Raw genomic sequence first — 12,226 nt, forward strand, 5'->3', positions numbered from 1 at the left:
GATGCTTTACCATATTTAACTCTTGCTGATATTGTTAAATGGAAGTCCCATGTTGAAGCGTCGCGTTCTGGCTTTACTCCCCCTGTGTGTCCTGCTCGCTGCCTGTAGCAGCAAACCGAAAACGGCTGAATCACCGGCACAAACCTCCGGCGGTTTCCTTCTTGAACCCCAGCATAATGCCATGATGCCGAGCGGCGACTTTGCCAATAATCCGGCGGCGGAGCAGTTCATCGACAAGATGGTGAGCAAGCACGGCTTTGACCGACAGCAGCTGCACGAAATTCTCTCTCAGGCGAAACGTCTGGACTATGTTCTGCGCCTGATGGACCGACAGGCGCCGACCGGTCTGCCGCCGACCGGGCCGAACGGTGCGTGGTTGCGCTATCGCAAACAGTTTATTACCCCGGATAACGTGCAGAACGGCGTGGCGTTCTGGAACCAGTATCAAGGCGCGTTACAGCGCGCGCAGCAGGTGTACGGCGTGCCGCCTGAGATCATCGTCGGTATCATTGGCGTTGAAACCCGCTGGGGCCGTGTAATGGGTAAAACCCGCATTCTTGATGCGCTGGCGACGCTCTCCTTCAACTACCCGCGCCGCGCGGCGTACTTCTCCGGCGAGCTGGAAACCTTCCTGCTGATGGCGCGTGATGAACAAGACGATCCGCTGGATCTGAAAGGCTCGTTCGCTGGTGCGATGGGCTACGGACAGTTTATGCCGTCGTCCTATAAGGAGTTCGCCGTCGACTTCAACGGTGATGGCCATATCAACCTGTGGGACCCTGAAGATGCCATCGGTAGCGTGGCAAACTACTTCAAGCAGCATGGCTGGGTGAGCGGCGATGCGGTGGCCGTACAGGCGATGGGTCAGGCGCCGGGCCTGGACAACGGCTTTAAAACCAAATACAGCGTATCGCAGCTGGCGGCGGCTGGCCTGACGCCGATGCAGCCTTTAGGTAACCACCAGCAGGCCAGCCTGCTGCGGTTGGATATCGGTACTGGCTATCAGTACTGGTACGGCTTACCGAACTTCTACACCATCACGCGCTATAACCACAGCACCCACTACGCTATGGCGGTGTGGCAGCTAGGCCTGGCGGTGTCTCAGGCTCGCGCGCAGTAATCTTTCCTCTCCTGCACCTCTCCGTCCGGAGAGGTGTCAGTTACATCTTGCATCATTTCCAGCCGTTTACATCGTAGCGCTCATTCTATATTGTTATGTTATAACATCAAATTATGAGGCGAAGATTTTGACTCCTGTTTTTATGGCTTCCGCCGGCGCGCGGCTTTGGCTGGCGGGGATGCTGCTGGCTGCGCTGTGGCTGGCGGTATGGTGGGCGGTCGCGCTGCCATGATTGAACTCGATAACCTCGTTGTCGGCTATGAAGGGCGGGCGATGACGCCTGCTCTCAGCGGCATGATTCACAAGGGCAGCATGACGGCCATTGTCGGTCTGAACGGCTGCGGCAAATCTACCCTGTTAAAAACGCTGGCCGGATTTATTCCGCCGGTCAGCGGCGTTATGCGCTGGACGCCGTCGCGGCCAACGATCGGCTGGCTGGCGCAGCGTCACGCGCTGGAGTCGCAGTTCCCGCTGACGGTGATTGATGTCGTCAGCCAGGGAGCCTGGCCGCGGATTTCGCTGCTGCGCGGAATTGGCCGCGACGTACGGCGCCGCATCCAGGCCGCGCTGGCGCGGGTTGGGCTGGCGGCCATGGCCACCGCACCGATTGAGTCCCTCTCCGGCGGTCAGTTTCAGCGCATGCTGTTCGCCCGCGTACTGGTGCAACGCGCGCCGCTGGTCATGCTGGACGAGCCGTTTACCGGCATTGATGAAGCGACCACGTTTGATTTGATGGGGGTGATTGAGGAAATGCATCAGCAGGGGCAGACCGTGCTGGCGGTGCTGCACGATAACCAGCGGGTGGCTGATTACTTCCCGCAAACGCTGCTGCTGGCGGAAAACAACGCCTGCTGGGGGCATACCCATGATGTATTGCCCGCGTTTGAATCGGTGAGGCGCGCATGATCTGGCATACCTTTTTTCAACCCTTTATTGAGTTTGGCTTTATGCGCCGTGCGCTGGTGGTCTGCCTGGCGCTGTCGTTGAGTACCACCGTGCTCGGCGTTTTTCTGCTGCTAAGGCGCATGAGCTTAATGGGCGATGCGCTGTCGCATGCCATTCTGCCGGGCGTGGCGGTGGGGTATTTGGTGAACGGCATGTCGCTGCTGGCGATGACCGTCGGCGGTTTTATCGCCGGAATAGCGGTGGCGCTGATTGCCGGCTGGGCGAGCCGCCGAACGCCGTTAAAGGAGGACGCCAGTTTTGCCGGGTTCTATCTTGGCTCGCTGGCGCTGGGCGTCACGCTGGTCTCGCTGCGCGGTTCTAACGTCGACCTGCTGCACCTGCTTTTTGGCTCAATACTGGCGGTGGACAGCAACGCAGCCCTGTTTGTGGCGGGCGTTGCCAGCCTGACGCTTATCTGTATCGCGCTGTTTTATCGTGGGCTGGTGAGCGAAGCCTTTGACAGCGCCTGGCTACAGGTCAATGCACGCTGGCTGCCGATTGTGCTTCATGGGCTGTTCCTGGCGCTGCTGGTGCTTAACCTGGTCGCCGGTTTTCAGGTACTCGGTACGCTGATGGCCGTGGGCGTGATGATGCTGCCTGCCGTGGCTGCATGCTGTTGGGCGCAAACGCTGCCGGGGATTTTACTGCTGGCGGCGCTGATGGGCAGCGTCTGTGCGTGGATGGGATTGAGCCTGTCGTGGGCGGCTAATCTCCCCGCTGGACCGTCGATTGTGCTGACCGCCAGCGGCGTTTTTTTGGTTTCGGTATTTTTTGGCAAGCGTAGTCGGCTGACCGTCAGCTGGCGAAATTGAAGACGATAAGGGGAAAACATGAAGCGTATTGGGGTGATTCTGGCGCTGGCGCTCGGGCTAACGGCGCAGGGGGTAATGGCGAAAACGCTGAACGTGGTCAGCAGTTTTTCCGTGCTGGGTGATATGGTGCAGCAAATTGGCGGCGAGCACGTACATGTCGACACGCTGGTTGGTCCGGACGGCGACCCGCATACCTTTGAGCCGTCGCCGAAAGACAGCGCGCTGCTCAGCAAGGCGGATGTGGTGGTGGTGAACGGGCTGGGGCTCGAGGGGTGGATCGACCGGTTAATTAAAGCCTCTGGCTTTAAAGGGGAGCTGGTGGTTGCATCAACCGGCGTGAAGACGCACACGCTGGATGAGGATGGAAAAATAGTGACCGACCCGCATGCCTGGAACAGCGCGGCTAACGGCGCGCTGTATGCGCAAAACATCATGAACGGGTTGATCAAGGCCGACCCCCAGGATAGCGCGGCGCTAAAAGCCTCCGGCGAGCGTTATATCGGGCAACTGAACGAAGTGCATGATTGGGCGAAAAAACAGTTCGACGGCATTCCGCAGGCGAAACGTAAAGTCTTAACCAGCCACGATGCTTTCGGTTATTTCTCCCGCGCCTACGGCGTGACCTTCCTGGCTCCGCAGGGGCTGTCGTCGGAAAGCGAGGCCAGCGCGGCGCAGGTTGCGGCGCTGATTAAGCAGATTCAGGCCGACGGCGTGCACACCTGGTTTATGGAAAACCAGCTCGATCCGCGTCTGGTGCAACAGATCGCCACGGCCACGGGGTCGCAGCCGGGTGGCGAACTTTATCCCGAAGCGCTGTCAAAGCCCGGCGGCGTGGCAGACAGCTACGTGAAAATGTTGCGTCATAATGTCCAGTTGATTGCCGCCAGCATGCGCTAAATTTCTCGCCGTTTCGCCCCGACGTCGTCGGGGCGATGCAATTTCGGAATGCCCCTCGTAAAATCGCCACCCCATCCCCATATCTGTGCTGAAAGTGCTATCTTTGATGGCCTCTTTATCTGGCTTAAGCGGAGCGACAATGACAGATTCAGAATTACTGCAGCTGAGCGAGCAGGTCGGCCTGGCGCTGAAAGCGCGCGGCGCGACGATGACCACCGCCGAGTCCTGCACCGGCGGCTGGATTGCCAAAACCATCACCGACGTAGCGGGCAGTTCCGCATGGTTTGAACGCGGTTTTGTCACCTACAGCAATGAGGCTAAATCGCAGATGATCGGCGTGCGGGAAGTGACGCTGGAACAGAACGGTGCGGTTAGCGAGCCCGTGGTCGTCGAAATGGCAATTGGCGCGCTGCGCGCGGCACGAGCAGACTTTGCGGTCTCGGTTAGCGGCATTGCCGGGCCGGACGGCGGCAGCGCGGAAAAACCGGTAGGCACCGTGTGGTTTGGCGTTGCCAGCGCCAGCGGGCAGGGGGTGACCCAGTGTGAATGTTTCTCCGGCGACCGTGAATCAGTGCGCCGACAGGCGACGGCTTTCGCGCTAAAACTCCTCTGGCAACAATTTCTACAAAATACTTGATACTGTATGACCATACAGTATAATTGCCTCAACAGAACAGAATTCACTATCCGGTTTCATCCGGTATGACAGGAGTAATAATGGCTATCGACGAAAACAAACAGAAAGCGTTGGCGGCAGCGCTGGGCCAGATCGAAAAGCAATTCGGTAAAGGCTCCATCATGCGTCTGGGTGAAGACCGTACCATGGATGTGGAAACCATCTCCACCGGTTCGCTGTCACTGGATATCGCGCTGGGCGCAGGCGGCCTGCCAATGGGCCGTATCGTCGAAATCTACGGTCCTGAATCCTCCGGTAAAACGACCCTGACGCTGCAGGTTATCGCCGCAGCTCAGCGTGAAGGTAAAACCTGTGCGTTCATCGATGCTGAACACGCGCTGGACCCGGTTTATGCGCGCAAGCTGGGCGTCGATATCGACAACCTGCTGTGCTCCCAGCCGGATACCGGCGAACAGGCGCTGGAGATCTGTGACGCGCTGGCACGTTCCGGTGCAGTAGACGTTATCGTGGTCGACTCCGTCGCGGCGCTGACGCCGAAAGCGGAAATCGAAGGCGAAATCGGCGACTCTCACATGGGCCTCGCGGCACGTATGATGAGCCAGGCGATGCGTAAGCTGGCGGGTAACCTGAAGCAGTCCAACACCCTGCTTATCTTCATCAACCAGATCCGTATGAAAATCGGCGTGATGTTCGGTAACCCAGAAACCACCACCGGTGGTAACGCGCTGAAGTTCTACGCTTCCGTACGTCTTGATATCCGTCGTATCGGCGCGGTGAAAGAGGGCGACAACGTTGTCGGCAGCGAAACCCGCGTGAAGGTTGTGAAGAACAAAATTGCGGCGCCGTTCAAACAGGCTGAATTCCAGATCCTCTACGGCGAAGGCATCAACTTCTTCGGCGAACTGGTCGATCTCGGCGTGAAAGAGAAGCTGATTGAAAAAGCAGGTGCCTGGTATAGCTACAACGGCGATAAAATCGGTCAGGGCAAAGCGAACGCGATCTCCTGGCTGAAAGAAAACCCGGCTGCGGCGAAAGAAATTGAGAAGAAGGTACGCGAACTGCTGCTCAATAACCAGGACGATAAACCTGACTTCGTTGTTGATAACAACAACGTTGAAGAAACCAACGAAGACTTCTGATAACCTCAGAACGAAGACGAAGGGCTGCTGATGCAGCCCTTTTTGCATTTATCACAATGGCAGAAAAACGATGACCGAAAACTCACCGCGCCGCTCCGCCTATGCCCGTCTGCTGGACCGCGCAATCCGCATTCTGGCGATGCGTGACCACAGTGAGCAGGAGCTGCGGCGCAAGCTGACCGCTCCGGTGATGACCAAAAATGGCCCGGAAGCCGTTGACGCGCCGCCGGAAGATGTTGAAAAGGTGATTGCCTGGTGCTTTGAAAACCGCTATCTGGACGATCTCCGGTTTGTGCGGCAGTTTCTCGCCAGCCGTAGCCGTAAAGGCTATGGCCCGGCGCGCATTCGCCAGGAGCTGGGGCAAAAAGGGATAAACCGTCACGATATCGAACAGGCGATGCGGGAATGCGAGATCGACTGGGGGATGCTTGCGCGCGAACAGGCGCAGCGAAAATACGGCGATCCGTTGCCGACGCTGTTTGCCGAGAAGGTTAAAATCCAGCGTTTTTTGCTCTACCGCGGCTACCTTATGGAAGATATCCAGGAAATATGGCGAAATTTTGCTGATTGACCGCACTCGGGATTTTACTTCCCTTTAAAGAAAACTTATCTTATTCCCACTTTTTCCGTTTGGATGCGGGTTGCTTTTACGGTGGCCCGCGTCTGCGACGAATATTCCTTAAATACACGAAATCATTCAAGCCGCATCAAGGCGGCAAGTGAGTGAATCCCCAGGAGCGTACATAAGTACGTGACTGGGGTGAACGAGCGCAGCCAACGAAGAGGCGGTTTGAAGGATGAAGTGTAGCTTGATTTCAGGATAATTATGAGCAAGAGCACCGCTGAGATCCGTCAGGCGTTTCTCGACTTTTTCCATAGTAAAGGCCATCAGGTAGTTGCCAGCAGCTCCCTTGTGCCGAATAACGACCCCACTCTGTTGTTTACCAACGCCGGGATGAACCAGTTCAAGGACGTGTTCCTCGGTCTCGACAAACGTAATTATTCGCGCGCGACCACCGCGCAGCGTTGCGTGCGTGCGGGCGGTAAACATAATGACCTGGAAAACGTCGGCTACACCGCACGTCACCACACCTTCTTCGAAATGCTGGGTAACTTCAGCTTCGGCGACTACTTCAAACACGATGCTATCCAGTACGCCTGGGAGCTGCTGACCGGTGAAAACTGGTTTGCGCTGCCGAAAGAGCGCCTGTGGGTTACCGTGTATGAGAGCGATGACGAAGCTTACGAAATCTGGGAAAAAGAAGTCGGTATTCCGCGTGAGCGCATTATTCGCATCGGCGACAACAAAGGCGCGCCGTATGCATCCGATAACTTCTGGCAGATGGGTGACACCGGTCCTTGCGGTCCGTGCACCGAGATTTTCTACGACCACGGTGACCACATCTGGGGTGGGCCTCCGGGATCCGCAGAAGAAGACGGCGACCGCTATATCGAAATCTGGAACATCGTCTTCATGCAGTTCAACCGTCAGGCTGACGGCACCATGGAACCGCTGCCGAAGCCGTCCGTGGACACCGGTATGGGTCTGGAGCGTATAACTGCCGTTCTGCAGCACGTGAACTCCAACTACGAAATCGACCTGTTCCGCACCTTGATTGATGCCGTGGCTAAAGTCACTGGCGCAACCGACCTGAGCAACAAGTCGCTGCGCGTCATCGCGGACCACATTCGTTCCTGTGCGTTCCTGATTGCCGATGGCGTGATGCCGTCCAACGAAAGCCGTGGCTATGTGCTGCGTCGTATCATTCGTCGCGCAATCCGCCACGGCAACATGCTGGGCGCGAAAGACACCTTCTTCTACAAGCTGGTTGGCCCGCTGGTGGACGTGATGGGTGCCGCAGGCGAAGAGCTGAAACGCCAGCAGGCGCAGGTTGAACAGGTTCTGAAAACCGAAGAAGAGCAGTTTGCTCGTACGCTGGAGCGCGGCCTGGCCCTGCTCGACGAAGAGCTGGCGAAGCTGACCGGCGATACGCTGGATGGCGAAACCGCTTTCCGCCTGTACGACACCTACGGTTTCCCGGTTGACCTGACGGCAGACGTTTGCCGTGAACGTAATATCAAGGTTGACGAAGCTGGCTTTGAAGCCGCAATGGAAGAACAGCGCCGTCGTGCCCGTGAATCCAGCGGTTTTGGCGCGGATTACAACGCCATGATCCGCGTTGACGGCGCATCTGAGTTTAAAGGCTACGACCATCTGGAACTGAACGGTAAAGTCACCGCCCTGTTCGTTGACGGTAAAGCGGTAGAGTCTATTGCTGCGGGCCAGGAAGCCGTTGTCGTTCTGGACCAGACTCCGTTCTATGCGGAATCCGGCGGCCAGGTTGGCGACAAGGGTGAGCTGAAAGGCGCGGGCTTTAGCTTCGCCGTTAGCGATACCCAGAAATACGGTCAGGCTATTGGCCATCTTGGCAAGCTGGCGACCGGCACGCTGAAAGTAGGCGATGCAGTGCAGGCTGACGTGGATGACGCACGTCGTGCTCGCATCCGTCTGAACCACTCTGCTACGCACCTGATGCACGCGGCGCTGCGTCAGGTTCTGGGCACGCATGTGGCGCAGAAAGGCTCGTTGGTTAACGATAAAGTGCTGCGTTTCGACTTCTCCCACTTTGAAGCCATGAAGCCGGAAGAGATCCGCGCGGTTGAAGATCTGGTCAATGCCCAGATTCGTCGCAACCTGCCGATCGAAACCAACATCATGGATCTGGATGCGGCGAAAGCGAAGGGCGCAATGGCGCTGTTTGGTGAGAAATATGACGACCACGTGCGTGTATTGAGCATGGGCGACTTCTCTACCGAACTGTGTGGCGGTACCCACGCTTCTCGTACCGGTGATATCGGTCTGTTCCGTATTGTGTCGGAATCTGGCACAGCGGCAGGCGTGCGTCGTATTGAAGCCGTTACCGGTGAGGGTGCAATAGCCTCTCTGCATGCTGAAAGCGATCGCTTAAACGACATTGCTCAGCTGCTGAAAGGTGATAGCCACAACCTGACGGAGAAAGTACGTACCGTTATCGAACGTACCCGCCAGCTGGAAAAAGAGCTGCAGCAGCTGAAAGAGCAGGCCGCAGCCCAGGAAAGCGCGAATCTTTCCAGCAAAGCTGAGACGATTAACGGCGTTAATCTGCTGGTGAGCGAACTTGCCGGCGTTGAGCCGAAAATGCTGCGTACCATGGTCGACGATCTGAAGAACCAGCTGGGTTCGGCGGTTATCGTGCTGGCGACGGTTGCAGAAGGTAAGGTTTCTCTGATTGCGGGCGTGTCTAAGGACGTGACCGACCGTGTGAAAGCAGGGGAACTGATTGGTATGGTCGCTCAGCAGGTGGGCGGCAAAGGGGGCGGTCGTCCGGATATGGCGCAAGCTGGCGGTACCGACGCTGCGGCTCTCCCGGCTGCACTGGCCAGCGTGAAGGGCTGGGTAAGCGCTAAACTGTAATAACAATAAACGCATGCAGACGCCTAACGTTATCTGTTCAGGCGTCTTGCATATGCGGTACTGATAACGATAAAGTCAGGTTGAAGTCATGTAAATCGGCTAGACTTACATTTAACAGAATGTGATGCCGTGACTGCTTACACATAAGGTGTTTGTCATCGCTGACCTTTTGGCGTTATATGATGGAGAATGCCGGGATACAGAGAGACCCGACTCATTTAATCTTTCAAGGAGCAAAGAATGCTGATTCTGACTCGTCGAGTTGGTGAGACCCTCAAGATCGGAGATGAGGTCACTGTGACAGTTTTAGGAGTGAAGGGTAACCAGGTGCGCATCGGCGTAAATGCCCCGAAAGAAGTCTCTGTCCACCGTGAAGAGATCTACCAGCGTATCCAGGCTGAAAAATCCCAGCAGTCCAGTTACTAAGTTCTCGCGTCTCACCCAGCGGGTGAGACGCAACTCCCGCCGTTTTTCCCGTTTTATCTTCTGCGTCAGCCCTTTTTTCTTCTGTTCTCTCCCTTAGCGCCATTTTTTCGTATTGCCGTTTTGCGGCCGTAATCGCGTTTTATCTGTTGATAAAACGCCCGTTCTGCTTTTTTTAACGCCTGATTGTCTGTGAAATGTGCAAACGAAAAAAATCTGCGGAAAATTGTTTGACTTATAAGTCCCAGAAAGTAATATGTGCGCCACACAGCGACGATGAGCAGAAACAAGTTCTTCGAAGCACTCGCAAGAGGTGTTGTTGGTGAGGTGGCCGAGAGGCTGAAGGCGCTCCCCTGCTAAGGGAGTATGCGGTCAAAAGCTGCATCCGGGGTTCGAATCCCCGCCTCACCGCCATTTGCATCCGTAGCTCAGCTGGATAGAGTACTCGGCTACGAACCGAGCGGTCGGAGGTTCGAATCCTCCCGGATGCACCATCTTCTCTGAGATAACGCATTAGTGTTGTAACAGAAAACAGATAGCGCTTTAGCAGCGGTATCGAATCTGCAGTAAAGTAAGTTTCCCGATGCATCCGTAGCTCAGCTGGATAGAGTACTCGGCTACGAACCGAGCGGTCGGAGGTTCGAATCCTCCCGGATGCACCATATTCTCCGGAATAGCAGCAACGCTGTTGTTTCAAGGTCTGCGAGATGATCGCCAGCACCAGGGAGAATAGCGTTGCTTTAGCAACGACCCGTAGGGCGAGGCGCAGCCGAGTAATCCTCCCGGATGCACCATCTCTTACTTGATGTCGCTTTCTTAGCGGTATCAATATCGGCAGTAAAGCAAGTTTCCCGATGCATCCGTAGCTCAGCTGGATAGAGTACTCGGCTACGAACCGAGCGGTCGGAGGTTCGAATCCTCCCGGATGCACCATCTCTTGTTTTCTCCAATCTGGTTTTACCGATGCATCCGTAGCTCAGCTGGATAGAGTACTCGGCTACGAACCGAGCGGTCGGAGGTTCGAATCCTCCCGGATGCACCATCTTCTCCGAGATAACAGCTACGCTGTTGCTTCAAGGTCTGTGAGTTTTTCGCAAGCACCAGGGAGAATAACGTTGCTTCAGCAACGGCCCGTTAGGGCAAGGCGCAGCCGAGTAATCCTCCCGGATGCACCATCTTCTCCGTAGTTCCCTCTCTTTTTTTTCATCGTAAAATCTTCTTCACGCTTTTCCCATTGGCAACCCATTCTTTCCTCTATAATTTATCCTTGTATACGCCTTTATCCTGGTGACATGACTGCAAGGAGAGAAATCCATGAAATGGTTCAAGGCAACGTCAGCGTTTTGCGCTGCGCTTTTGGTGGCTATCTCGTTGTCCGGCTGTGCTGGCTCGTCAACGAAAGAAAGCACCGGTGGCTATATTGACGATACGGTGATCACCACAAAGGTTAAAACGGCGCTGTTCAGCGATAAAAACATCAAATCGAGTGAGATCAACGTGCAGACCTTTAAAGGTCGCGTACAGCTAAGCGGCTTTGTGTCATCCTCTGCGGATGCCAAACGTGCGGTCGAAGTTACCCGACGGGTTCAGGGCGTACGGGTAGTTGAAAACGATATGCAAATTAAATAATCCGCAGCGAGCGGTAGCGATAAGGCGCCGGAGGGCGCCTTTGTTGTTCCTGCGGCTAACAGCGACAACCATCCCTATTTACGATAAAGTAACGTCACATTATCCGACGGGTGAGAAGACGATGTACGAACGCTATGCTGGATTGATTTTTGATATGGACGGCACCATTCTGGATACAGAGCCCACGCATCGTAAGGCCTGGCGTGAGGTTTTGGGTCGTTATGGAATGCGTTTTGACGAACAGGCGATGGTCGCGCTTAACGGTTCGCCAACATGGCGGATTGCGCAGGCGATTATTGACAGTCATCAGGCCGATCTGGATCCCCATCTTCTCGCTCGCGAAAAAACCGATGCGGTGAAATCCATGCTGCTCGATTCTGTGACGCCGCTGCCGCTTATTGAAGTCGTGAAAGCGTGGCACGGCCGTCGGCCTATGGCCGTTGGTACCGGCAGCGAAAGCGCGGTGGCCGAGGCGCTGCTCGCGCACCTCGGGCTGCGTCACTATTTCGATGCCGTTGTCGCCGCCGATCACGTTAAGCTGCATAAGCCCGCACCGGACACGTTCTTACTGTGCGCGGAGCGGATGGGCGTGGCGCCGGAACGCTGCATTGTGTTTGAAGACGCCGATTTTGGCCTTCAGGCTGCTGCCGCTGCGGGGATGGACGCCGTCGACGTACGCCTGCTGTGAATGAACTTCTGGCGCTGGGATCGCTGCTGGCAAGCAGCTTCCTCAGCGCGACGCTGCTGCCGGGGAACTCTGAAGCCGTGTTGGTCGGGCTGCTGCTTGCGGGCGCGAGTAAACCATGGCTTCTGGTAGTAATAGCAACAATGGGTAATAGCCTTGGCGGGGCTACTAACGTTATTCTTGGTCGTTTTTTTCCATTACGCAAAACATCGCGTTGGCAGGAAAAAGCAGTGGGATGGCTGCGCCGCTACGGCGCGGCTACGTTGCTGCTGAGCTGGATGCCCGTTATCGGTGATTTGCTGTGCCTGCTCGCAGGCTGGATGCGCATATCCTGGGGACCGGTACTCTTTTTTTTATGCCTGGGTAAGGCGCTGCGCTATATCGCAGTGGCGGCGCTGACGCTGCAAGGCATGACGTGGTGGCACTAATTGGATGGCTTGTGGAGCAGTCCTCATCTCCACGATGACAATTATGCTTAATAACAT

12 protein-coding genes and 5 tRNA genes are annotated in these 12,226 nt (G+C 56.0%); all 17 read left to right on the plus strand.

All coding sequences use genetic code 11. The annotated features are described in order from the left end of the window. Positions 1 to 49: 49 nt before the first annotated feature. The 17 genes from mltB to H7R76_RS05800 all read left to right on the plus strand — a co-directional run bounded on the left by mltB (position 50) and on the right by H7R76_RS05800 (position 12,169). Complete coding sequence (gene mltB / locus H7R76_RS05720) at positions 50 to 1,120, plus strand: lytic murein transglycosylase B (RefSeq protein ID WP_106928295.1); 1,071 nt, start codon at positions 50 to 52, stop codon at positions 1,118 to 1,120. Positions 1,121 to 1,327: 207 nt separating this feature from the next. Beyond that, positions 1,328 to 2,026, plus strand: coding sequence for a metal ABC transporter ATP-binding protein (locus H7R76_RS05725; protein ID WP_420258461.1), 699 nt, complete (start codon positions 1,328 to 1,330; stop codon positions 2,024 to 2,026). Next, positions 2,023 to 2,877, plus strand: a complete 855-nt coding sequence (locus tag H7R76_RS05730) for a metal ABC transporter permease (RefSeq protein WP_182967202.1) — start codon at positions 2,023 to 2,025, stop codon at positions 2,875 to 2,877. The genes H7R76_RS05725 and H7R76_RS05730 overlap by 4 nt, the downstream gene beginning before the upstream one ends. Before the next feature lie 18 nt (positions 2,878 to 2,895). Continuing rightward, entirely contained in the window at positions 2,896 to 3,774 is an 879-nt protein-coding gene (locus H7R76_RS05735) for a metal ABC transporter substrate-binding protein (RefSeq protein WP_106928301.1), read from the plus strand. A gap of 139 nt (positions 3,775 to 3,913) precedes the next feature. After that, positions 3,914 to 4,411, plus strand: coding sequence for a nicotinamide-nucleotide amidase (gene pncC, locus H7R76_RS05740; RefSeq protein WP_106928303.1), 498 nt, complete (start codon positions 3,914 to 3,916; stop codon positions 4,409 to 4,411). Positions 4,412 to 4,491: 80 nt separating this feature from the next. Beyond that, a complete protein-coding gene (recA, locus tag H7R76_RS05745) occupies positions 4,492 to 5,550 on the plus strand; it encodes a recombinase RecA (protein ID WP_182930144.1) in 1,059 nt (352 codons plus the stop codon). A 70-nt stretch (positions 5,551 to 5,620) separates the two neighbouring features. Beyond that, positions 5,621 to 6,121 (plus strand): recombination regulator RecX, encoded by a 501-nt coding sequence (recX, locus tag H7R76_RS05750; protein WP_106928307.1) that lies wholly within the window; start codon positions 5,621 to 5,623, stop codon positions 6,119 to 6,121. 255 nt (positions 6,122 to 6,376) lie between these two features. Beyond that, positions 6,377 to 9,004, plus strand: a complete 2,628-nt coding sequence (gene alaS / locus H7R76_RS05755; RefSeq protein ID WP_182967204.1) for an alanine--tRNA ligase — start codon at positions 6,377 to 6,379, stop codon at positions 9,002 to 9,004. A 240-nt stretch (positions 9,005 to 9,244) separates the two neighbouring features. Further along, a complete protein-coding gene (gene csrA, locus H7R76_RS05760; protein WP_063660649.1) occupies positions 9,245 to 9,430 on the plus strand; it encodes a carbon storage regulator CsrA in 186 nt (61 codons plus the stop codon). 318 nt (positions 9,431 to 9,748) lie between these two features. Beyond that, positions 9,749 to 9,841: transfer RNA gene (locus H7R76_RS05765), tRNA-Ser, on the plus strand. Between the two features lie 3 nt (positions 9,842 to 9,844). Continuing rightward, a tRNA-Arg gene (locus H7R76_RS05770) sits at positions 9,845 to 9,921 on the plus strand. Between the two features lie 91 nt (positions 9,922 to 10,012). Further along, positions 10,013 to 10,089: transfer RNA gene (locus H7R76_RS05775), tRNA-Arg, on the plus strand. A gap of 194 nt (positions 10,090 to 10,283) precedes the next feature. Further along, a tRNA-Arg gene (locus H7R76_RS05780) sits at positions 10,284 to 10,360 on the plus strand. 32 nt (positions 10,361 to 10,392) lie between these two features. Then, positions 10,393 to 10,469, plus strand: a tRNA-Arg gene (locus tag H7R76_RS05785). A 272-nt stretch (positions 10,470 to 10,741) separates the two neighbouring features. Then, positions 10,742 to 11,056: a BON domain-containing protein gene (locus H7R76_RS05790; protein WP_106928311.1), complete on the plus strand. Its 315-nt coding sequence runs from the start codon at positions 10,742 to 10,744 to the stop codon at positions 11,054 to 11,056. A gap of 121 nt (positions 11,057 to 11,177) precedes the next feature. Further along, positions 11,178 to 11,744, plus strand: coding sequence for a fructose-1-phosphate/6-phosphogluconate phosphatase (yqaB, locus tag H7R76_RS05795; protein WP_106928313.1), 567 nt, complete (start codon positions 11,178 to 11,180; stop codon positions 11,742 to 11,744). Then, the gene (locus H7R76_RS05800; RefSeq protein ID WP_106928315.1) at positions 11,741 to 12,169 is read left to right on the plus strand and encodes a YqaA family protein; all 429 of its coding nucleotides are present in this window, start codon (positions 11,741 to 11,743) and stop codon (positions 12,167 to 12,169) included. The genes yqaB and H7R76_RS05800 overlap by 4 nt, the downstream gene beginning before the upstream one ends. The last annotated feature ends 57 nt before the right edge of the window (positions 12,170 to 12,226 follow it).

This window comes from Klebsiella sp. WP8-S18-ESBL-06 (assembly GCF_014169755.1).
Taxonomy (GTDB): Bacteria; Pseudomonadota; Gammaproteobacteria; order Enterobacterales; family Enterobacteriaceae; genus Kluyvera; species Kluyvera ascorbata_B.

Coding starts and splice junctions, on each gene's coding strand:
- pncC (WP_106928303.1), top strand. CDS start 3,914: ATGACAGATTCAGAATTACTGCAGCTGAGCGAGCAGGTCGGCCTGGCG.
- recX (WP_106928307.1), top strand. CDS start 5,621: ATGACCGAAAACTCACCGCGCCGCTCCGCCTATGCCCGTCTGCTGGAC.
- H7R76_RS05735 (WP_106928301.1), top strand. CDS start 2,896: ATGAAGCGTATTGGGGTGATTCTGGCGCTGGCGCTCGGGCTAACGGCG.
- alaS (WP_182967204.1), top strand. CDS start 6,377: ATGAGCAAGAGCACCGCTGAGATCCGTCAGGCGTTTCTCGACTTTTTC.
- H7R76_RS05725 (WP_420258461.1), top strand. CDS start 1,328: ATGGTGGGCGGTCGCGCTGCCATGATTGAACTCGATAACCTCGTTGTC.
- recA (WP_182930144.1), top strand. CDS start 4,492: ATGGCTATCGACGAAAACAAACAGAAAGCGTTGGCGGCAGCGCTGGGC.
- csrA (WP_063660649.1), top strand. CDS start 9,245: ATGCTGATTCTGACTCGTCGAGTTGGTGAGACCCTCAAGATCGGAGAT.
- yqaB (WP_106928313.1), top strand. CDS start 11,178: ATGTACGAACGCTATGCTGGATTGATTTTTGATATGGACGGCACCATT.
- H7R76_RS05790 (WP_106928311.1), top strand. CDS start 10,742: ATGAAATGGTTCAAGGCAACGTCAGCGTTTTGCGCTGCGCTTTTGGTG.
- mltB (WP_106928295.1), top strand. CDS start 50: ATGTTGAAGCGTCGCGTTCTGGCTTTACTCCCCCTGTGTGTCCTGCTC.
- H7R76_RS05730 (WP_182967202.1), top strand. CDS start 2,023: ATGATCTGGCATACCTTTTTTCAACCCTTTATTGAGTTTGGCTTTATG.